Consider the following 21058-nt stretch of genomic DNA (forward strand, 5'->3'; position numbering starts at 1 on the left):
CCAACCGTTCTCTAAGAGACCCCAAGATGGCGACCATCGCTTCTGACTCCCAAACCTTCGATCGCGACGAAACGGTGAACGGCTTCGCCTGGAAAATCCTGCGGGTCGCCGGCTCGTTGAAATTGACGGTGTTTTTGTTCGCGTGCTCGTTGATCCTGGTGCTGGTGGGGACACTGGCTCAAGACGAAATGAACATGTTGGAAGTCAAGCAGCGGTACTTCTTGTCGTGGATAGCGCCGCTGCATATCGACGACTTCTTTCCGCAAGCGTTTTTGCCGCACGATAAACCGATCGCAGGCGTGATTCCGTTTACCGGCGGCGCGTTGATCGGCGTGCTGTTGATGATCAACTTGGTCGCCGCCAAGATCACACGTTTTAAGATTCACTCTTCGGGCGGAAAACTGTTTGGCGGACTGGCGGTGATTTTACTCGGCTGTGCGGTCGCCGCGGTGGTGATCATGGCGGGCCACGATAGCGACGGTCTGCAAGGTACGCCGCCCGAATGGCTCGGTTATGACAAACTGTGGGCCGGCGTGCTGGCCAGCATCACGGTCATCGGCATTGCACTGGGGATCAGCGCGTCCAAGGTCAACAACTCGACGATGAAGCCGCTGTTGTATGTCGTCGCGGCCAGCGTATTGAGCGTTGTGGCGTATTCGATGTTCAGCGGGTTCCGCATCGGTGAACCTGGCCTGCGGATCGTTTGGCAGTTGACGAAGGGACTCGGCGCCGGCGCCATCCTTTTGGCGGGATGCCATTTGGTTTTCGGCAAGCAGGGCGGCAACGTGCTGTTGCACATCGGTGTCGGTTTGTTGATGGTCGGTCAATTCGTCTTTGGCGACCGCCAAACCGAACAACGCTTGAGCATGGTCGAAGGCGAAACCACCAACTCGTTCGTCAACTTGGATCAAATCGAATTGACGTTCATCAAGTCACTCGATGGTGAAGACGTCGTCACGGCGATCCCGGGAACTCGCCTGCAAGCCGCCTTGAATTCCAAGACCGCGATCTCGGACGAATCGCTGCCCGTCGACGTCAACGTGCTGGCGTTCTATCCCAACTCGACCCTGGGCGATGTCCCGGCCGACAACTTGGCAAATGTTGGATTGGGCTTGGAAGCCGGCGCGGTCGACCGACCGAAATCGGGCGGCGTGGATGCGGCCATGAATGTGGCGTCGGCGTACGTCGAATTGACGGATAAGTCATCGGGCGAATCCTTGGGTCGGCACTTGGTCAGCCAATTGTTTTCCGATCGCGGGATGTTGACCCGATCCGGTACCGGCAAAGACCTGTTCGATTCGGTTTCGGTTGGAGACGACAAATACGAACTCGGTTTGAAGTTCCATCGCGAAGTCAAACCGTACTGGATCCATTTGGAAGATTTCCGACGCACCACTTACAGCGGCACACAAACGCCGCGAGATTACTCGTCGTTCGTTCGCATCATTGCCGAAGACACCGGCGAAGACCGCAAGGAACGCATCTGGATGAACAACCCGCTGCGCTACCGTGGCGAGACGTTCTATCAATCCAGCTTCGACACCCTGCCCAACGGCCAAGAGATCACCAGTATCCAAGTCGTCCGCAACTCGGGCTGGTTGATTCCCTATGTCGCTTGCAGCATCACCGCACTGGGGATGCTGGCGCACTTCTTGGGAACACTGACGCGGTTCTTGAAACGCCGGGACCGCGAAACTCGCAAAGAACGCGAAGAACTGGCCGAGTTTGCCGGCAAGCGACCGTCACAGTGGCCCGTCTATGCGACCGCCGGTGGGTTCGGCGTTTTGGCATTGATGGCACTGGTGCCATGGTCGGCCGCGATGAATACGCTGCGCCCGACCAACCGCATGCAATCGTTTGACTTCTATGCGGCCGGAAAGTTTCCCACCCAATTCGGCGGCCGAGTGATGCCGCTTGACGCGTACGCACGTCAGACGTTGAAGGCGATCAGCAACAAAGAATCGCTACCGCTGGACACCGCGCCATCGGGCATCAAAGGTCGCGTCCAAGGACGAAAATTGTCGGCGATGCAGTGGTTGTTTGAAGTCGCCATTGAAAAGCCCGAACTGCGTTTCTTGCCAATGTTCCGAATCGATTCGGACGAGGTCCGCAGCGAATTGGGACTGGATCGCCGCGAAAGCAAACTGTATTCGCTGGACGAGATCAGCAAACAGTGGGACCGCGCCAGCAAGATCATTGAAACGGCGTCACCCAAAGATGCATCGGAGATGACCTTCAAGGAAAAGAAGCTGGTCGAACTCGACCGGCGCACACGTCACTTCACGTTGACGGCCGCTGCGTTTCAATTACCGGTGCCCGAAGACATCCCGATGGACGAATTCAAGAAGGTGTTCCCCGAAGCGACCGAGAGTGATCGGCAAATGGTGATGCTGAGACAATTGCAGCGTCGTCTGGAAGCCCTCAAGCAGATGTCAGCGCCAGGCGTTGTGGCTCCCACGGTCGACGAGATCACCGCGTCCGTCAACGAACCCCAGTGGGCGGCGTTCGGTCCTGCGTTCTTCGACCATTTCCGCGAAGTCGCCGGTGGCGATGCGGGTGCCGATGACAAGGGGCGTCCGGGAATCGATTCGTTCGGCAAGATGATCCAAGCGTACGGCAGTGAAGACCCGGCGAAATTCAACGACGCGGTGGACTCGGGCTTGGCAGCGTTCAAGACCTATCCCATTCCCGGTTACAAACCCGCAATGGTGTCGCTGGAACGATGGATGCAATCGAATTGGCCGACCGGTGTGGCGATGATGCTTTATCTGGTCACGTTGGTGATGGGACTGATCTACTTTTTGGTCGATCTGCCGCGACTGCGTCAGGCGGTCTGGGGAACGCTCGCCTTGGCGATGGCGATTCACACCGTTGCGATTCTGTGCCGGATCTCAATCACTGGACGCGCACCGGTGATCAACCTGTATTCGTCGGCGGTGTTCATCGGATGGGCGGCCGTCTTGTTCGGCTTGGTCGTTGAACGAATTTTCAAGTACGGCATCGGAAACATCTTGTCGGCCGCAGCCGGCGTGATGACGCTTCTGGTTGCTTACGGACTGAACACGGGCGACACAATGCCGGTGTTGCAAGCGGTTTTGGATACCCAGTTTTGGCTGGCCACGCACGTGATCAGCGTGACGCTGGGCTATGTCGCAACGATGGTCGCGGGGACGCTTGGCATTGGCTATTTGATCGCCGGTTGGCTGGGCCGCGACGGCAAAGTGATGCGAGACCTGTACCGTTGTTGCTATGGTGCGGCGTGCTTCGGAATTCTGTTCAGCTTCGTCGGCACCGTGCTGGGCGGCCTGTGGGCCGATGACAGCTGGGGTCGGTTCTGGGGCTGGGACCCGAAGGAAAACGGCGCTCTCTTGATTGTGATTTGGAACGCACTGATGCTGCACGCCCGCTGGGACGGCATGGTGTCGGCGCGAGGATTTTCGGTGCTGGCGATCGGCGGCAACATCGTGACGGCATGGAGCTGGTTCGGCACCAACGAATTGGGCATCGGACTGCACAGCTACGGATTCACGTCCGGAGTATTGATGTGGTTGAGCCTATTCGTCGGCATACAACTGTTCTTCATGGTCGCCGACGGCGTGTTCCGAATGATGGGTCTACGGTTCGGAAAACCGGCGGCCTAACTTTCGGATTTGATCGTTAGAAAAAAGTCCGGCGCGCAAAGATGCCCGCCTGGAAAGGTACTGGAAACGTAATAGCACGCTTGGCTTTCGACCTCATGCGGCCGATGGACATGACAACGCCAACAGTGGCAAGGCGGTTTCATTTCGCTAATACGGCTGTGACGTGACTTCGCCGCCGGACCAATCGCGGGCCGTTTGAATCCTGGCCCGCATCGCTTCGGGGTCCGCGGGCATCGGGCGACTGGGCGGAATTAGGAATTCGATCAGTTTCGCATTCTGACCAGCGACCGGCACCATCACGCTGTGCGACGGCGCGAGTGCTGAAACCAAGGCGATGGACGGCAACGTTTGCGGCCCCGAACGCACCATCGGATAGCCGCCCGAGTGCATCACGATGTCGCCTGGAAAGTTGGTGTAGCCGACTTCGGTGTGACAGATACCGTCAAGCCGAAGTTGTGTGTCGTTCAAACTGAATCGCATCGCGATGCGGTCAAACGGAATGTCCTCGGTTCCTTCGGGTAATCGCAGCTCGAATCCGAGATTGCGATTGGCGGCCGCCAGCAGCGATCGACCGATCTGTCCGTCGCCGACGCGCAGCGTGCCGGCGACGTCGATGCTGGTGCCGGGTTCGAATCGACAGCGGTCCAAATGGATATTCGCGCGTCCGGTCCAACGATGGGATTGTTTTTCAAAGACCTGATCCAGCGCGACGTCCGAAAAGTCGCCCGCGATATCGATCCACCACGACGAATCGTTGGCGAAGCCGCCGGGCAGGTGCCAGCGAAGCGAACCGGCGAACGTGGATTCGTTGCCAAGATTCCCGATCGGGCCCGGGACGTACTTGGCAAGCGTGGTGCAGGGCAGGGCGTTGTCGTGGGTATCGACGGTCCAGTCGGTCGCCGGTGAAGCACCGCTGCGGTCGCGACGAAAGGTGATCCCAATCGGTGTTCCCGTTTTCGATTGTGCCAGCACGCCTTGAATGCTGGCTTCCACCGCGTCCTGAGTCGGCTCGATCCAAGCGTCGACATCGGTCATGGTCAGACCGCCTGTGACGCCGTCGGCGATCGTCAAATCGTTGGCGGCAAACCGGATCGGTTTTCCTGTATGTTCGGGGCGACATAAAAATCGATCGTGAATCAGTCGCCACGCACCGGGCAGCGTTCGCGAATGCAGTTTCGGCTGGTGCAGCAGAATCGAAACTTCGGCCGGCCGGTTGACCCAATCGAGTTGCCGAACGTAGGCGACTTCTTCCGACGTTTCCGGTTCGATCAGTCGCAATTCGTCGATGCGAATGGACGTGGGTGCGGTTTGGGTCAATGTGCCGATCTGGACGACCAGCCCCGTATCGCGAGACAGTTCGGACTCGAAGTGCGATTTGACTCGACGGGCGTACCACGGCGTCGCCATCACGACGATGATTGTCAGGGAGATCGACGTGGGGACCGCGCAGCAGAAAACGAACATCATTCGAGCCATCGCTCGCTGCGTTCGTTCATGCACGGCCGGATTCCTTCCCGAACGGCGGATGATATTGGTACATTCTCTGCGGCGATCTTACGTTCACTTTCTGGATCACCGATAGGTCGTTTGGGAAGATCGCAGCATGTGGGCAACCATTAGCAAACATTGGTTCTTGATTTCGATTGGCTTGTGTTTCACGGCCGGATATTTCACGGCGCCGTGGCTAGAACCGATCACGCAGGTTCCTGGATTACGCAACGGCGTCGTGCTGGTGGTGATGTGGGCGATGGGCGTCACCCTGGCTGCGGATACAATTCGCACCAGCATCGCCCGCCCGACGGCCGGGCTGCTGGCGATCGCGATCAACCTGTTTGTGGTGCCGCTGCTGACGCTGCCGGCTCAGTGGATTTTGCCGGCCGGAATTTTCGGCGGCTTGTTCGTCGCATCACTGGTCCCGTGTACGTTGGCGTCCGCATCGGTTTGGACTCGCCGCGCCGGCGGCGACGATTCGGTGGCGATGATGACGACCGTGGCCACCAATCTGGCCTGCGTCGCGGTCGTGCCGGTGGGGCTGATGCTGGTGCTTAGCCGCGAAAGCGAAATTTCAGCGACCGACCAGATCATCAAGCTAGGCAGTTTGGTTGTCGCCCCGTTGGTGGTTGCCCAGGCGATGCGTCGACTCGGGTTTGCAGGGTGGGCAGATCGAAACAAGCCGCGATTATCGCTGGTAGGTCAGTGGGGGATTTTGGTGATGGTCGTCTTCGGCGCGATCGCCAGTCGCCAGACCGTCGATCAAAACGGCGACGGACCGCTAGGATGGTCGACGCTCGGAATGCTGCTGGCCGTCGTTGCTGTGATCCACACGGTTGCGTTGGCGCTGGGCATCGGGGTGTCACGGAGTATGGGGATCGATCGCGATCGCCAAATTGCGGTGGGCATCGGCGGCAGCCAAAAAACGTTGATGGTCGGACTGCAGATCGCGATTGATTGTGGCGTCAGCGTGGTTCCGATGCTGGTGTACCACTTGAGCCAATTGGTGATCGATACGGTGGTCGTCGATCGTTGGAAAAAGAAAAACGATGAACGATAAAACTGTCCGACAAACGACCGAGTTCGCCTCGCGGCTTGCCAAGCGGGCCAAGCACTTTCGTAAATGGCCGACAAAGCGAGGCGTTTCGTGCTTTCGAATTTACGAACGCGATATCCCCGAGATTCCGTTGGTGATCGATCGCTATGATGATTGTTTGCACATCACGGAATACGAACGGCCGCACGACCGCGACGATGAAGAGCACGAAGAGTGGCTCGACCTGATGGCGGCAACCGCGGCGGCGACGTTGGAAGTCGAACCGGAAAACGTCTTCTTCAAACGACGCAGTCGCCAACGGGGGAAGACCCAGCACGAGAAAGTTGACCAGTCCGAACACCGAATGGAGGTCGGCGAAGCAGGACTGAAATTCCTGGTCAACTTGCGCGACTATGTCGACACGGGGCTGTTCTTGGATCATCGGATCACTCGATCGATGATTCGCGACGCGGCGGGAGGAAAGTCGTTTTTGAATCTGTTTTGCTACACCGGATCGTTCACGGTTTACGCAGCGGCCGGCGGAGCGACAAAGACGACGTCGGTGGACCTGTCGAAGAACTATTTGCAGTGGGCGAAAGCCAACATGGCTCGCAATGGCTTCGACGGCGACGACCATCGCTTTGTCGCCGCCGACGCTCGCGAGTTCGTCGTCAATCATGCGCCTGGGCCACACTACGACCTGGTGGTCGTCGACCCGCCGACGTTTTCCAACAGCAAACGAACAGAAAAAGATTGGGCGGTCCAGGACGACGCTATGGACTTGCTGCACGAAATCTTGAAGCTGATGCCGGACGGCGGCGTGATGTACTTCAGCAACAATTTTCGGCAGTTCAAGTTCGACCGACAGTCGATCTACGTCAGCGAGGCTCATGAAATCAGCAGCCAAACGGTGCCGGAAGACTTTCGGAACAAGCGAATTCACCGATGTTGGCGAATCGTGAAGTAATCGGCCCCCCCGATCCGCAACCCGGGATTTGCCGCACTTGAACAAACTGCCCCTCCTGGCATACACTCCGGGGCCATGCGGAACTGTACCAAGCCAGAACCGCCCAAACCCCCTAATGAAGAATCAGCCATGAAAGACGGCATCCACCCCAAATATCAAGAAACGTCGGTTGTTTGCGGTTGCGGCAGCACGTTCACCACGCGCAGCGTCAAACCCGAACTTCGGATCGACATTTGCAGCGAATGCCATCCGTTTTACACCGGCAAGTTGAAGTTCGTCGACACCGCCGGTCGAATCGACAAGTTCCAGAAAAAGTTTGCCGCCGGCACCTACGGCAGCCTGGCGCCGAAGAAGGGAAAGAAGAAGTAGCTTCTCCGATTGCTAATTTCATGATCAGCCGCTCGGTCCCCGCTGGACCGATGCGGCTGTTTTCTTTGCCCCACTCCACTTCTCTTCTGATCAAAGACGCCTCCGTATGAGCGGCACCATTCGCGACACGCTCGAGGAAAAACTCGGGCGGTTCATCCAACTCGAAAATGACATGGCCAAGCCAGAGATCCAGGCCGACGGGGTCCGCTTCAGCGCCGTCGCTCGGGAACACGGCGGATTGGCGAAAGTCGCGGGCAAGTACCGCGAATTCAAACGACTGACCGACGAGATCCGCCAGTGCAAAGAATTGGTCGAGGTCGCCGAAGACGTCGAAGAACGTGAAATGGCGGAAACCGAAATGGCTTCGCTGAAGGTTGATCGCGAAGAGCTTTGGGAAGAGCTGTTGTCGCTGACCGTCGGCGGCGAAGACTCGCACCGCACCCGCTGCGTGATGGAAATCCGCGCCGGAACCGGTGGTGACGAAGCCGCGTTATTCGCGCGCGACTTGTTTGAAATGTATCGCAAGTACGCCGAAGCTCGTGGCTGGAAGACCGAGATCATGGACATGAGCGCGACCGAAATGGGCGGGTTCAAAGAAGTGGTCATGTCGCTGGAAGGCGAAAGCGTATTCCGCGATTTGCAATACGAATCGGGCGGTCACCGTGTCCAACGAGTGCCCGAAACCGAAACGCAAGGCCGAGTCCACACGTCGGCGGCAACGGTCGCGGTCTTGCCCGAACCCGAAGACATCGAAGTCAACGTGAAGTCGGAAGACTATCGCATCGATAAGTTTTGTGCCTCCGGCCCGGGCGGCCAGCACGTCAACAAAACCGAAAGCGCGATCCGTGTGACGCACCACGAAACAGGCATCGTCGTGCAATGCCAAGACGAAAAGAGCCAGCATAAGAACTTGGCCAAGGCGCTTCGAGTTTTAAAGGCACGGATCTACGAAAAGAAACGCGAGGAAGAGGAAGCGAAGATGTCCGAGACTCGCAAAGGCTTGACCGGGTCGGGAGACCGCAGCCAACGCATCCGGACCTACAACTATCCCCAGAACCGCTTGACCGATCACCGCATCAACTTGACGCTGTACAAGTTGGATCAAATCATCGCCGGCGACGTCTCGCCCGTCACCCAAGCACTGATCGAGTACGATCGCGATCAACTTCGCGGTGACATGATCGAGTAACTGCGGACCAGCCCAGACCTGACTGGCCCAATGGCATCTCCGTTCGGCCACCCAAGATCACATGCCCCGGCCCCGCGGGGCGCTCTCACGGAAGTAAACGCCATGTCCACCAGCCAACAAGATCCGTGGACCGTGCTGCGGCTATTGGAATGGACGACAGATTTCTTCAAACGAAACGGCAGCGATTCTCCTCGCTTGGATGCTGAAGTCCTGCTGGCGCACGCGCGAGGCTGCACCCGCATTCAACTCTACACCGCGTTCGGTGAAGAACCCGAAGAGGAACAACGGGTCGCTTTTCGCGAAATGGTCCGTCGCCATGGCGAGGGCACTCCGGTCGCTCAACTGGTCGGCTATCGCGAGTTCTATTCGCTGCGATTTCGCGTCGACGACAGCACACTGATCCCGCGCCCCGAAACCGAACACCTGGTCATCGAAGCGCTCGACGTCGCCAAGGCCAGCATGATCACCGACCGACCGCTACAGATCGCGGACATTGGAACCGGCAGCGGCGCGATCGCCGTTTCCGTGGCAAAGACGTTTGCGAATTGCGAAGTGACAGCGGTAGACCTGAGCGAAGCGGCGCTGAAAATTGCAACCTGGAATGCCGACCAACACGGCGTTACCGATCGGGTCCGCTGTATCGAAAGCGATCTGCTGGCCGCCGTTGACGAGCCAAAATTGTTCGACATCATCTGCACAAACCCGCCATACGTCAGCGATGCCGAGTACGACGAACTGTCACCGACGGTGCGTAACTTTGAACCAAAATCGGCATTGGTATCGGGCCTTAAAGGAACCGAAGTGATCGAGCGGATCATTGGCGAGGTACCCGCCCGGATGCAGCCCGGCGGACGGCTGATCATCGAACTGAGCCCGATGATTGCCGATGCGTGTTTGCAGCTAGCGCAGGCCAGCAAAGACTTCACCGACGAACGCTTCATCAAAGATCTCGACCACCACCGCCGGATCCTTTCGATTAAACGAGCCTGATCGACAAGCGAACGCTACCTTGCTTTGTCGCTGATGTCTTTTCGACACCAGGCACCTTGCCAGCGGATTTCTTTGACGCCGCGATAGGCTTGCAGTTTCGCCTTCGCGATCGTGTCGCCCATCGCCGTCACACCCAACACTCGGCCGCCGTCGTTGGTGACTTTGCCGTCGATCGTTTTGGTACCCGCGTGAAAGACTTTCACGTCTTCGATCGCGTCGGCGGCATCCAAGCCTTTGATCTCGCGACCTTTTTCGTAACTGCTTGGGTAACCTTCGCTGGCCATGACGACGCAAATGCTCGGTCGCTCGTCCCATTCTAGCTGTTCGATTTCGCTGAGTCTGCCGTCAATGGTGGCTTCCAAGACATCGACCAAGTCCGTCTTCAGTCGCATCAACAACGGCTGGCATTCGGGGTCGCCAAAGCGGACATTGAATTCCAACACTTTGGGTCCGCCCGGCGTCAGCATCAAGCCGGCATACAACACGCCTTTGAACGGTCGCCGCGCTCGCTTCATCGCGTGAACGACCGGCACCAAGACGTCCGCCTCGATGCGGGCCATCATTTCTTCGTCGATGATTGGCGTCGGACAGTACGCCCCCATACCGCCGGTGTTGGGACCGGTGTCGCCATCATACGCGGGCTTGTGGTCTTGCGCCGCGGGCAAAGTGACGATCGTTTCGCCATCCGTGATCGCAAGGACGCTGGCTTCTTGTCCGGTCAAACGCTCTTCGATGATCAACTCTTTTCCGGCATCGCCGAATTCACGTTGCCCGGCGATGCGATCGATGGCGTCGAGTGCTTCAGCCCGCGTGCCGCAAACGATCACCCCTTTGCCAGCCGCAAGCCCGTCCGCCTTGACCACAACCGGGACCGGGTCGTTGGGGTCACAGTAGCGCTCCCAGATGTACCGCGACGCCTGCTCGGCGCTTCGAAACGTGTGGTAAGTCGCGGTCGGGATATTGGCCGTGTGCAGCAGGTTTTTGCAAAACACCTTGCTGCCTTCCAACTCTGCCGCCGCCTTGGATGGGCCGAAGACCCTGATTCCAACGGCCTCCATGTCGTCGACCAATCCGTCGACCAAGGGGATCTCGGGCCCAACAACCACCATCGCGATGGCCTCGTCTTGGGCGAACTTGATCAGCCCCGCCTTGTCGGTCACTTCGATGGGCACGTTGGTCGCGTCGCGTGCGGTGCCGGCATTTCCGGGAGCGACGAAGACTTGCTTCACGCGTGGCGATTGGGCGATTTTCCACGCCAACGCGTGTTCACGACCACCACCACCAACCACCAAAACCTTCATCGCACGAACCTTGACCTTGCGGGGGACGGCTCGATGGGGATCCGATCGAGCCAAAAAACTTTCAACCGGCAATTTACGCGGCACAGGCCACAGCCAACAGCGGGCACGCTTGAAGGCCTCCGATAGCTAGAATTGCCACGTTTCGACTCGCTTAGCGGTGGACGCCTCGCCGCTGTGGGATACAATGCAACTTGCTCGCCGAGGAGTGTCCTCCTGCTGTCCTAAATTGATCCCACCCCCTGGGGATAGCACACTCGTCGCCCACGACTGATTTGAAAACGACGGTGGCGTGATTGCCCCTCCGGCAACTCCTGTCGTCGTATTTCCTGTCAATCGCCGGCTTTGGGCGATCCCCCCCGCCAAAATTTAAAGCGATTAAACTCGCGATATGGGTACACCAATGCGTATCCAGAAAGATTGGCAGGGTTGCCTTTGCTGCCAATTGCTTGAAAATCATCGATGTATGCGGTGCGTTGTCTCGTGCCGCTGCCCCCCCAACCGTGCAAAATTTCGTTCTCTCTAGGAGAGTCAGCTTTGAAGATTTCGATTGTGTCCCGGATCGCGTTGATTGCCGCTTTGGCCACCATGTCGTCCGCTGGCCAACAAGCCGCCGCAGAAGAAACCGGTGATTTGAAAATTCGTTTCGAATACGGCGGCGAAGCGGTCAAGCCGGCGCCCATCGACGTCAACAAGGACGTCGAGTTTTGTGGCAAGAACCCTTTGGTGGACGAGCGATTGCTGGTCAACGCGGAAAACAAAGGCATCAAGAATGTCGTCGTTTATGTCTACACCGGACGAGGTGGCACTGATTTGCCGAAAATGGATCCGGTCAAGAACACTCACACGCTTGCAAACGACCAGTGCCGCTTCGAGCCGCACATCGTCATCACTCAAGTCGGCGACACACTGGAAGTCACCAACCCTGACTCGGTTGGTCACAACGCCAACCTTGGTTTCTTCAACAACAAGCAACAGAATTTCACGATTCCGGCCGGCCAGTCGAAAACCGTCGATTTGGAAAAAGACGAACCCGCACCGATTCCCGTCGACTGCAACATCCACCCTTGGATGAAGTCGTACGTTGTCGTCTTGGAACATCCGTTCGCGGCGGTCAGCAACGCGGATGGCGAATTGGTGATCAAGGGACTGCCGGTCGACACCGACTTGGTCTTCCGCGCCTACCACGAAGCCGGCTCGATCAGCGATGTCACCATCGACGGCAAAAAAGCAGAATGGAAGCGAAGCCGTTTCGAAACCAAAGTCAAAGCTGGCATGAACGACATGGGCACCGTCGTCATCCCCGCCGATTCGCTAGACGCGAATTAAGCCGACGCGATCACCACCCGCCACAACGGTTGGAATCTGATTCCCGAAGACCAGGATTCGTCCTGGTCTTTTTTTTGCGATGCTAGTGAACGAGTTGCTGCGCCGTCGGGCCGATCGCTTCGGGGGTGCGACAATCGGTAGCGTTTGCGGTGGGCGGCGTTTCGCGGTTCAATTCGCATGACGTGTCCTTCACTCCTTGTCCGCGAATTTTCACCCATGTGGCGATCGCCCCTCCTGATCCTGATGTGCGCCGCCCTGATGGGCTGCGATGCGCCCGTTGGATCGTTTGCGCCCAACGACGTTTTTTCGTTGACACTGGCTCGATCCCGATCGGCCAACACCGAAGCCGCCGGCCGCGACGCCGCTGCGGTAACGCAGGCTCTGTTTGGGACCCCCGACCAGCCCAAGATCCCCGAAGGGGCGAAGTCGGTCGTCGACCTGAAGCGACTGGTTCGCGCGGCCGGGGCAGTATCAAGCGAGAAGGACGGCACACACCTGGGGCTTTACCGCGAACACTGTGTGACGTGTCACGGGATCGATGGCGGTGGCGCGGGACCGGCCAGCTTGTACCAGAAACCGCATCCCCGCAACTTCCGCCACGGCGTTTTCAAATGGAAGTCGACCGAGCGGGCGGCCAAGCCGACTCGCGATGACCTGCGGGCGATTCTGCAGCACGGTGCTGGAGGTTCAGCAATGCCATCGTTCGCGGCGGTCGCGCCGGATGACCTGGAGACGTTGATCGACTATGTAATCTATCTATCGATTCGCGGCGAGGTCGAACGGCGAACAATGGCGGCTGCGATCGACGAGTTGGGTTACGGCGACGACGAATCGGTGGATGCCGATTTGCAACTGGCGGCACGCGGCGAAACCGAAGGTGCGGACGTCGTAAAGGAGGTTCTTGAACGAGTGATCGGTGATTGGACGTCGGCCAGTGGGCAGGTGGTGACGGTGCCCGAACCCGACGCAATCGACGGAGCGGCGATTGCCGAATCGATCGCGCGAGGTAACGAGATTTTTCACGGCAAGATCGCCAACTGTGTCGGATGCCACGGACCGGGCGGCAACGGCGAAGCGGTAATGTTGGACTTTGATGATTGGGGCAAAGAGTACTCAACGCGACTGGGGCTGACGCCAAGCGACCGCGACGACATGCGTCCGTTTCGCAAAGCGGGGGCACTACCGCCGCGACCGGCCGAACCGCGAAACTTGACACAGGGCGTGTATCGCGGCGGCGGAGATGCGGCAACGCTGTATCGCCGTGTCACCCAAGGGATCGCTGGCACACCGATGCCGGGCGTGGAAGTCGTTGCTGAAGAAGACGGCCGTGGATTGACCCGCGATCAAGTCTGGGACCTGGTGCGATACCTGCAGTCGCTCGACCCCCGACCACTCGAAACCGGCGGCCCAAGCACTTGATCGCCAAAGACACCGCGCGACGAATCGGCGCCGTTTCCGGATTGATTGCCGGCTGGGTATTGATGAGCTTCCTCGGGTACGGGGGACTGATGCCGGCGGCTATTTTTGGTGCCAGCTTCTGTGTCGTCGGCGCGATCACCGCCGAGCAATGGCACGCCAGAAAACGACGATGACAAACACACTTCCCACCACCGACATTCGTCCCGCCCGCTGGCTGCACCGGTTGTGTGTGCTGGCGGTATGCTTGGTTTGGCCGCTGATTTGGGTCGGCGGATTGGTGACGACCTATGACGCCGGCATGGCGGTTCCCGACTGGCCAGCGACCTACGGGTACAACTTGTTTCTGTATCCGTATAAGACTTGGTTGCTGGGTCCGTTCGACCTGTTCATCGAACACGGGCACCGATTGCTTGGCGCCGTGGTCGGCTTCGTTGCGATCGGGATCGTGATTGCCGCGTTTGCGAAAGAACCGCGGCGCTGGGTGCGATGGTTTTGCGTCGGATTGCTGGTAATGGTGATCGCGCAAGGGTTGCTTGGCGGCATGCGAGTTGTCCTGGGCGACCGGACTCTGGCGATGGTCCACGGGTGTTTCGGACCGGCGTTCTTTGCCGTTTGTGTCGTCGCAGCGGTGGTGACCAGCGATTTTTGGTGGCGGCGAAACGATTCGACGACGATGGGATTACCGAAAATCGGTCGAGGCATCTTGGCCGTTGGATTTTGCCTGATCGGACTCAGTTACCTGCAACTCGTCCTGGGTGCCCAACTTCGGCACGTCCAACCGACGACTCGGCCCGGCATTTTCGCCATGATCATTATGCTGCACGTGATGACGGCGTTCATTTTGTGGGCCGCGACGGGGGGGGCGTGGCTGCGGCTTCGGCGATGCGGCGATTTGACGCTCTCGCGTCCTGCGGCGGGATTGGTAGGATTGGTGGCTGTGCAGATCGCGTTGGGAATCGGTACTTGGGTCGTCAACTACGGCTGGCCATCGATTTTAGAGTGGGTGCCCGGCTCGGCGGACTTCCTGATTCGAGCCAAGGGATTCGCCGATTCGATCATTGTCACGGCTCACGTGGCAACGGGGTCGCTGATTTTGGCAGTTTCGGCGATGCTGACTGCACGGTTAGGAAGAGAAAGATCGAGGCGACGAAACGAATCGCCCAGCGATGATTCCGCCATCACCAAACAACCTGAACTAGCGGTCTCGTCCGATTCCGTTCCCGCGACCGTTACTTCCTAGGACCGGCTTTTCCGACATGGCGACTGATCTTCTGACGGCCGATGCATCCCCGCAGGATGCAACCATGACCAATGCATCCGCAATTAAGCCGATCCGCGCCAGTGCCTCGAAAGAACCGACCAGGGTAGGGCAGGGGAGTGCCGAAGTTTTGGACCGATCGCAAAGCAACGCCAAAGCGAAGGCCACGCCGTCCGTTTTTCGTGATTACGTCGAACTGACCAAGCCTCGTATCGTCACCATGATCTTGGTGACCACAACCGCGACCGCCATCATCGGCGGGGGCGGTTTGATTTCGATGGTCGATTGGCTGTGGCTGATGCTGGGCACCGCGGCGATATCGGGAAGCGCCGGCGCGGCGAACCAAATCTGGGAACGCGTGATCGATTGCAACATGACGCGAACGGCGAATCGGCCGCTGCCGGCAAGTCGTGTCGCCCTGTTCCCCGCGGTGGCCTACACCGCCGCGTTGGGGATCGGCGGATCCGCGATTTTGTGGTCGATGTTCGGCGCGATCCCCGCGATCGCGGGGATCGCGACCTGGTTGATTTATGTGTTGGTTTACACGCCGATGAAAACTCGCACGGCTTGGAACACCACGGTCGGTGCGGTTGCCGGAGCGCTGCCGGTCTTGATCGGCTACACCGCCATGGGCGGATCGATCACGGGCGTAAGCGGCTGGCTTTTATTCGGCGTGCTGGCGACGTGGCAGTATCCGCACTTCATGGCGATCGCTTGGATGTATCGACACCAGTATGACGCGGCGGGCTTTAAGATGACCACCACCGTCGAACCGACCGGACGCAGCGCCGGATGGCAAAGCATCGTCGGTTCGCTTGCGTTGATCGCCTGTGGTGTCGCACTGTGTTTCATCGACGGCTTTTCGTGGTTCGCAATTCCCGCGGCGATCGGAGTCCTGATCGCGACGGTACCGATGTTGAAGGCGTCGATACAGTTTACGAAATCGCCCGACGACGGACGAGCTCGTAAGTTGTTGCGGTCGTCGTTGTTGGTGCTGCCGGCGGTGCTTTTGATCGTCACCCTTCGCGTGTTCTGGTAATCGTTGATGCCAGTTTGTATCGCGAAAGAAATTCACCACGCCTATGGTGACCATGTGGCGCTCGGTGGCGTGGATCTGTCGGTCGACGGCGGCGAGATCGTCACGTTGTTGGGACCGAACGGCAGCGGCAAGACGACGCTGTTTCGATTGCTGTGTACGCTGCTGCCGCTGCAACAGGGATCGATCACGATCGGCGGCTTCGACGCCAAGGCGAACCCGTTGGCCGTGCGAGGCCAGATCGGGATCGTGTTCCAATCGCCCAGCTTGGATAAGAAACTAACCGTCGACGAAAACATCGCCTGCCAAGCGGCGCTTTACGGAATCCGCGGAGCAGACCTAGCAAAGCGACGTGACGAACTGCTGTCGATGCTGGAGTTGACGGACCGACGCGCAGACTTTTGCGAATCGCTGTCGGGCGGACTGAAACGACGCGTCGAACTTGCCAAGGGCATGCTGCACCGACCACGATTGCTGCTGCTGGACGAACCGAGCACAGGCTTGGACCCGTCCGCGCGGTTGAATCTGTGGAGTGCCATTCGCAAGATGGCCGACGAGGGAATGGCGGTACTGATGACGACGCACTTGTTGGAAGAAGCCGACAAGGCCGACCGAGTCGCCATTTTGTCGAGCGGCAAAAAAATCGCCGAAGGGACGCCGCACGGATTGCGAAGCGAAATGGGCGACGGGTTGGTGACGATCGAGACGTCGTGCGAAACCGAAGTCGAACAGATCCTGCGAAACGAACTCGGCCTGGACGCTCAATGCTTGCACCACCAGATCCGGTTGCGCACCGATGCACCGGGGCCGCTGGTGGCGACGCTATTGGAACGACTGGGCGACAAAGCGGAATCGATTTCGATCGGAAGGCCAAGCCTGGAAGATGTGTTCGTCGCCAAAACAGGAAAAGTCTTTGAGTAACCAAGCGAGACATGCCCCAACGATTGCCGACGGCTACGGGGCGGCCTGGATGCTGGCGCGGCGCGAGTGGGTGCGATTCTTTCGTCAACGCAATCGCGTGACGGCAGCGATCTTGCAACCGCTGCTGTTCTGGCTGCTGTTCGGTACCGGGCTGAAGGGTGCGTTCTCGGGATCAGGCGAACTGGACTTCATGCAGTTCTTTTTGCCGGGAACGCTCGGGCTGATCGTCCTGTTCACCGCAATCTTTGCCACGATCTCGGTCATCGAAGACCGACGCGAAGGCTTCATGCAATCTGTCCTGGTCGCGCCGGTGGGTCGTTGGCCGGTGTTGTTCGGCAAGGTGATCGGCGGATCCGCGATCGCCTGGGTACAAGCGGCCGTGTTCCTGACGCTGGTGTACGTGGTCGGCACCGTTTCGATCAGCTGGACGGTGATCCCGATCTTGGTGCTGCTGGCGGTCGTCGCGGTGGCGATGTGTTCGCTGGGCATGATCGTGGCATGGCCGATGGAGAGCACTCAGGGGTTCCATGCGATCATGATGCTGGGACTGATGCCGATGTGGCTGCTCAGCGGTTCGTTCTTTCCGATTCCGGTTCTGGACGCGTCGGCGAGCTGGGGACAATGGATCTTGGGCGGTATCATGCGCGTGAACCCGCTTAGCTATTCGATGGTCGAGCTTCGCCGGTTGATGTTTCCGCATATTGATTTTGCTGCCGTCGGTTTCGCGCCGTCGTCGCCCCTGTGTTGGGCGGTTTCGATCGCGATGGCCGTGGTGACGACGTTGATCGCGTGGTATTTGATGCGTGGCAGTCGCAAGGTTGACGTGATTGTATAGAGGAGCCCAACGAATATGAAAACACTGACAAACGTTGTGATGATTCTTTTGATCGGCGTCGGGCTGGGCTTGGCAATCCGATCGTTCCGACCGGCACGATTCGGTGGTCCCGGTCCCGATGAAACCGTGTTCACCAACGATGGGCCCGCGGCGACCGATCCCAACGAGATTGAAAACGCGACACCGACGAAGCCGCCCGAGGACGAAGAATGGCTGAGCCGGTTCGAGTTGACCGAGCGCAGCGGCAAGACGATCAAGAGCGAAGACCTGGCCGGCCATCCGTACGTCGTCAGTTTCTTCTTCAGCACGTGCCCCAGCATTTGTGTCCAACAGAATCAGATCATCAAAGAACTGCAGGACGAATTCGAAGGCCAGGGCGTTCGCTTTGTCGCGATCTCGGTCGACCCCGAAAACGACACCCCGGAGAAACTGCGGGAATACGCGGCCCGGTTCGGTGCCGACGAAGAACAATGGCTGTTCATGACCGGCGACCTGACATACATCCGCCGCATCGGTGCCGAGATATTTCGGCAACCGGTCAACAAACAATTCCACACCGAACGGTTCGTCTTGGTTGACCCGAAGGGCGAGATCGAGGGCTTTTACAATTGGCCCGAGAAACGCCAATTGGCGGCCATGAAAGAACAGATCCGCGAAATGATGAAAGACCAAGACTCGTGATGAATTGGCAATTTTTGGCGGACAACCTTCCTCACGTCACCGCGGCACTAAACGCCACCGCCGCGGTGCTGCTGGCGTTCGGGTTGGTGAACATCAAGCGGGGCAAGGCTCGAGTCCACAAGAAATACATGCTGGCGGCCCTGGGGGTCAGCGCGTTGTTCCTGGTGCTTTACCTGTTCCACAAAGTGGCGTTGTTCCAAGCGACGGGCGAGCCGAACAAGCGGTTCCCGACCGATCCGGCGATTGCCTCGGATGCGGCCCGGTACACCTATTACGGCATTTTGGGGACTCACCTAATTTTGGCGATCACGGTCCCTTTCTTGGCGGTGCGGGCCGTATATCTTGCCAAAACGGGCCGAATCGTGGCCCACAAGAAGCTGGTCCGCTATGCGTTTCCGATCTGGATGTACGTTTCGGTGACCGGCGTGATGGTTTACGCGATGCTGTATCAACTGTACGCGGTCTAGCCATTTACAGATCGGACCTTGTTTGCGTAGACTACCGGGCTTCGATTTCCCCGCATTTGCCCGTATTTCTCGCTTCCGAGCCGATTTTTCGTGTTTGAGTCCCTCTCCGACGGTCTGCAGTCCGCCTTCAAGAGCTTGTCCGGCAAAGGCAAGTTGACCGAAGGCAATATGCAAGACGGGCTGGAGATCGTGAAACGGTCAATGCTGGAGGCTGACGTCAGCTACAGCGTCGTCGAGGATTTTATGGCTCAGGTGTCCGAGCGGGCGCTGGGCAAACGGGTATTGTTGAGTCTTCGGCCGCACGAAGAACTGGTCAACATCGTCCACAGTGAACTGATCTCGATCTTGGGTCCAGTCGACCCGTCGCTGCACCTGAAGAAAGACGGTCCGACAATCATCATGCTGTGCGGCCTGCAAGGCAGCGGTAAGACGACGACGTGCGGCAAACTTTCCCAGTTACTCAAAGAAGAAAACATCACGCCGCTATTGGTCGCCGCCGACTTGCAGCGTCCGGCCGCGATCGACCAACTTCACGTCATCGGCGACCAGTTAAGTGTTCCCGTCTTTAGCGACAAAGGCAATCAAGATCCGGTCGCGGTTTGTAAAGCCGGTGTCGACAAGGCCATCAAGGACGGCAACCGTGTCGTGATCCTGGACACGGCCGGCCGATTGGCGATCGACGAAACGTTGATGGCGGAACTCAAACGCATCGACAAGAAGGTCTCGCCCGACCAAGTTTATTTGGTCGTCGACGGCATGACCGGCCAAGACGCGGTCAACAGCGCGGGTGCCTTCAACGAAGCGCTCGAGCTCGACGGCGTCATCATGACAAAGTTGGACGGCGACGCACGCGGCGGTGCGTTGCTGTCGGTCAAGCAAGTCACCGGTGTGCCGATCAAGTTCATCGGCACCGGCGAGCACTTTGATGCTCTTGAACCGTTCCGCCCCGAAGGAATGGCGAGCCGAATCTTGCAGATGGGCGATATCGTCGCTGCGGCTCGCGAGGCGCACCGAATCGTCGACGAAAAAGAACGCGAAGAACTCGAGGCCAAGATGGCGTCGGGCGACTTCACGTTGGACGACTTCAAAAACATGATGCAAAAGGTTTCGAAGCCTGGCATCATGGGACGCATGATGGGCTTGATGCCGGGCATGGGGCAATTCAAGGACGTGCTGGAAAGCGACGAAGCGTCCAAAGGCATCAACCAGACCATCGGCGCGATCAACGCGATGACGATGGAAGAACGTCGCAACCCCAAGATCATCGATGCCCACCGTCGCAACCGGATCGCCAAAGGCGCCGGAGTGCAGACGCCGATCGTCTCGCAATTGATCAAACAGTTCGAAGTCATGAAGCCGTTGATGCAGGGCATGGCGGGCGGCGGAATGGGCGACCGAATGAAGATGATGCAGCAACTGCAGGCCGGCGGCATGGGTGATCCCATGGGCGGCGGACTGCAGCTTGCTAAGAAAAGCACCGGTAAAAGGCTGAGCGCCAACGAACGGGCTCAGCAGAAAAAAGAGCGTGAAAAGCTAAAACGCCGAATGAAACGCAAGAAGTAAGTAGAAAGTGCCAGTCGTTCTGGCACCGACCCGGATTACCGAAAACGTTTTGGTTTCCAGGAAGTCTGACTAGTCGTCGAAACTCGTTTCCCTTTAGGAACAAAAAACTTATGGCAGTTCGAATTCGAATGAAGAAAATGGGGCGTGCTCACCGCCCTTTCTATCGCGTTGTTGCGATGGACAAACGTAGCCCTCGTGACGGTCGCGTCATCGAAGAACTGGGAACCTACGACCCGATGTGTCCCGAAACGGATGCTCGCGTCAACCTTAAAGGTGAACGAATCGATTACTGGTTGGGTGTTGGCGCACAACCGAGCGACAAGGTCGGCGTGCTGATCAAGAAGTACGGCACTGAAGGCACTCACTTGGAAGCTCAAAAGGCAGCCATGGAACGCCTCGGCAAACGCAAACAATACACTCCGGCACCGCCCGAACCGGCCAAGCCGAAGAAGGAAGAACCGAAGGCCGAAGCTGCGCCGGAAGCACCAGCCGAAGAAGCTGCTGCCGAAGCCGCACCTGCGGAAGAAACTGCGTCCGAATAGTCGATTGATGAACGTTTGAAAGAGAA

Annotated in this window: 19 protein-coding genes; 17 read left to right on the forward strand and 2 right to left on the reverse strand. The window is 58.4% G+C overall.

Translation table 11 applies throughout. The features are described from left to right. The first annotated feature begins 26 nt into the window (after positions 1-26). Positions 27-3641: a cytochrome c biogenesis protein CcsA gene (gene ccsA / locus Poly51_RS10270; protein WP_146456892.1), complete on the forward strand. Its 3615-nt coding sequence runs from the start codon at positions 27-29 to the stop codon at positions 3639-3641. A 147-nt stretch (positions 3642-3788) separates the two neighbouring features. Here the strand turns inward: ccsA and Poly51_RS10275 are convergent, their stop codons facing one another. Beyond that, positions 3789-5141, reverse strand: a complete 1353-nt coding sequence (locus tag Poly51_RS10275; protein WP_146456894.1) for a hypothetical protein — start codon at positions 5139-5141, stop codon at positions 3789-3791. A 103-nt stretch (positions 5142-5244) separates the two neighbouring features. Between Poly51_RS10275 and Poly51_RS10280 the strand changes: the two genes are divergently transcribed. The 5 genes from Poly51_RS10280 (at position 5245) to prmC (ending at position 9683) form a co-directional block, all read left to right on the forward strand. Next, the gene (locus tag Poly51_RS10280; RefSeq protein WP_146456896.1) at positions 5245-6192 is read left to right on the forward strand and encodes a bile acid:sodium symporter family protein; all 948 of its coding nucleotides are present in this window, start codon (positions 5245-5247) and stop codon (positions 6190-6192) included. Then, positions 6182-7135 (forward strand): class I SAM-dependent methyltransferase, encoded by a 954-nt coding sequence (locus Poly51_RS10285; RefSeq protein ID WP_146456898.1) that lies wholly within the window; start codon positions 6182-6184, stop codon positions 7133-7135. Before Poly51_RS10280 ends, Poly51_RS10285 begins: the two co-directional genes overlap by 11 nt. A 129-nt stretch (positions 7136-7264) precedes the next feature. Next, positions 7265-7504: a 50S ribosomal protein L31 gene (gene rpmE / locus Poly51_RS10290; protein WP_146456900.1), complete on the forward strand. Its 240-nt coding sequence runs from the start codon at positions 7265-7267 to the stop codon at positions 7502-7504. A gap of 106 nt (positions 7505-7610) precedes the next feature. Next, positions 7611-8693: a peptide chain release factor 1 gene (gene prfA, locus Poly51_RS10295; protein WP_146456902.1), complete on the forward strand. Its 1083-nt coding sequence runs from the start codon at positions 7611-7613 to the stop codon at positions 8691-8693. Positions 8694-8795: 102 nt separating this feature from the next. Then, entirely contained in the window at positions 8796-9683 is an 888-nt protein-coding gene (gene prmC, locus Poly51_RS10300; RefSeq protein ID WP_146456904.1) for a peptide chain release factor N(5)-glutamine methyltransferase, read from the forward strand. A gap of 14 nt (positions 9684-9697) precedes the next feature. Here the strand turns inward: prmC and purD are convergent, their stop codons facing one another. Continuing rightward, the gene (gene purD, locus Poly51_RS10305) at positions 9698-10984 is read right to left on the reverse strand and encodes a phosphoribosylamine--glycine ligase (protein ID WP_146456906.1); all 1287 of its coding nucleotides are present in this window, start codon (positions 10982-10984) and stop codon (positions 9698-9700) included. Positions 10985-11518: 534 nt separating this feature from the next. Here purD and Poly51_RS10310 point away from each other — a divergent pair. From Poly51_RS10310 to rpsP, 11 genes are all read left to right on the forward strand, one after another. Further along, entirely contained in the window at positions 11519-12310 is a 792-nt protein-coding gene (locus Poly51_RS10310) for a methylamine utilization protein (RefSeq protein WP_246114394.1), read from the forward strand. A 216-nt stretch (positions 12311-12526) separates the two neighbouring features. After that, complete coding sequence (locus Poly51_RS10315; RefSeq protein ID WP_146456908.1) at positions 12527-13729, forward strand: cytochrome c; 1203 nt, start codon at positions 12527-12529, stop codon at positions 13727-13729. Then, complete coding sequence (locus Poly51_RS30380; protein WP_186775457.1) at positions 13726-13902, forward strand: hypothetical protein; 177 nt, start codon at positions 13726-13728, stop codon at positions 13900-13902. The genes Poly51_RS10315 and Poly51_RS30380 overlap by 4 nt, the downstream gene beginning before the upstream one ends. Beyond that, entirely contained in the window at positions 13899-14969 is a 1071-nt protein-coding gene (locus Poly51_RS10320; protein WP_246114395.1) for a COX15/CtaA family protein, read from the forward strand. The genes Poly51_RS30380 and Poly51_RS10320 overlap by 4 nt, the downstream gene beginning before the upstream one ends. Positions 14970-15033: 64 nt before the next feature. Next, the gene (locus tag Poly51_RS10325; protein WP_246114396.1) at positions 15034-16026 is read left to right on the forward strand and encodes a protoheme IX farnesyltransferase; all 993 of its coding nucleotides are present in this window, start codon (positions 15034-15036) and stop codon (positions 16024-16026) included. 6 nt (positions 16027-16032) lie between these two features. Next, positions 16033-16944, forward strand: a complete 912-nt coding sequence (locus Poly51_RS10330; RefSeq protein WP_146456914.1) for an ABC transporter ATP-binding protein — start codon at positions 16033-16035, stop codon at positions 16942-16944. Next, positions 16937-17779: an ABC transporter permease gene (locus tag Poly51_RS10335; RefSeq protein WP_246114397.1), complete on the forward strand. Its 843-nt coding sequence runs from the start codon at positions 16937-16939 to the stop codon at positions 17777-17779. Before Poly51_RS10330 ends, Poly51_RS10335 begins: the two co-directional genes overlap by 8 nt. A 15-nt stretch (positions 17780-17794) precedes the next feature. Next, positions 17795-18460 (forward strand): SCO family protein, encoded by a 666-nt coding sequence (locus Poly51_RS10340; protein ID WP_146456918.1) that lies wholly within the window; start codon positions 17795-17797, stop codon positions 18458-18460. Continuing rightward, on the forward strand, positions 18460-18927 hold the full coding sequence (locus Poly51_RS10345) for a DUF420 domain-containing protein (RefSeq protein ID WP_146456920.1): 468 nt from the start codon (positions 18460-18462) through the stop codon (positions 18925-18927). Before Poly51_RS10340 ends, Poly51_RS10345 begins: the two co-directional genes overlap by 1 nt. A gap of 90 nt (positions 18928-19017) precedes the next feature. Then, positions 19018-20490 (forward strand): signal recognition particle protein, encoded by a 1473-nt coding sequence (gene ffh, locus Poly51_RS10350; protein WP_146456922.1) that lies wholly within the window; start codon positions 19018-19020, stop codon positions 20488-20490. 176 nt (positions 20491-20666) lie between these two features. Further along, positions 20667-21032 carry a 30S ribosomal protein S16 gene (rpsP, locus tag Poly51_RS31675; protein ID WP_390621775.1) on the forward strand — a complete coding sequence of 122 codons (366 nt, stop codon included), beginning with the start codon at positions 20667-20669 and terminating at the stop codon, positions 21030-21032. The last annotated feature ends 26 nt before the right edge of the window (positions 21033-21058 follow it).

The sequence above is a fragment of the Rubripirellula tenax genome (assembly GCF_007860125.1).
Classification (GTDB): Bacteria; Planctomycetota; Planctomycetia; order Pirellulales; family Pirellulaceae; genus Rubripirellula; species Rubripirellula tenax.

Coding starts and splice junctions, on each gene's coding strand:
- ccsA (WP_146456892.1), top strand. CDS start 27: ATGGCGACCATCGCTTCTGACTCCCAAACCTTCGATCGCGACGAAACG.
- Poly51_RS10280 (WP_146456896.1), top strand. CDS start 5,245: ATGTGGGCAACCATTAGCAAACATTGGTTCTTGATTTCGATTGGCTTG.
- Poly51_RS10285 (WP_146456898.1), top strand. CDS start 6,182: ATGAACGATAAAACTGTCCGACAAACGACCGAGTTCGCCTCGCGGCTT.
- rpmE (WP_146456900.1), top strand. CDS start 7,265: ATGAAAGACGGCATCCACCCCAAATATCAAGAAACGTCGGTTGTTTGC.
- prfA (WP_146456902.1), top strand. CDS start 7,611: ATGAGCGGCACCATTCGCGACACGCTCGAGGAAAAACTCGGGCGGTTC.
- prmC (WP_146456904.1), top strand. CDS start 8,796: ATGTCCACCAGCCAACAAGATCCGTGGACCGTGCTGCGGCTATTGGAA.
- purD (WP_146456906.1), bottom strand. CDS start 10,984: ATGAAGGTTTTGGTGGTTGGTGGTGGTGGTCGTGAACACGCGTTGGCG.
- Poly51_RS10315 (WP_146456908.1), top strand. CDS start 12,527: ATGTGGCGATCGCCCCTCCTGATCCTGATGTGCGCCGCCCTGATGGGC.
- Poly51_RS10320 (WP_246114395.1), top strand. CDS start 13,899: ATGACAAACACACTTCCCACCACCGACATTCGTCCCGCCCGCTGGCTG.
- Poly51_RS10325 (WP_246114396.1), top strand. CDS start 15,034: ATGACCAATGCATCCGCAATTAAGCCGATCCGCGCCAGTGCCTCGAAA.
- Poly51_RS10330 (WP_146456914.1), top strand. CDS start 16,033: ATGCCAGTTTGTATCGCGAAAGAAATTCACCACGCCTATGGTGACCAT.
- Poly51_RS10340 (WP_146456918.1), top strand. CDS start 17,795: ATGAAAACACTGACAAACGTTGTGATGATTCTTTTGATCGGCGTCGGG.
- Poly51_RS10345 (WP_146456920.1), top strand. CDS start 18,460: ATGAATTGGCAATTTTTGGCGGACAACCTTCCTCACGTCACCGCGGCA.
- rpsP (WP_390621775.1), top strand. CDS start 20,667: ATGGACAAACGTAGCCCTCGTGACGGTCGCGTCATCGAAGAACTGGGA.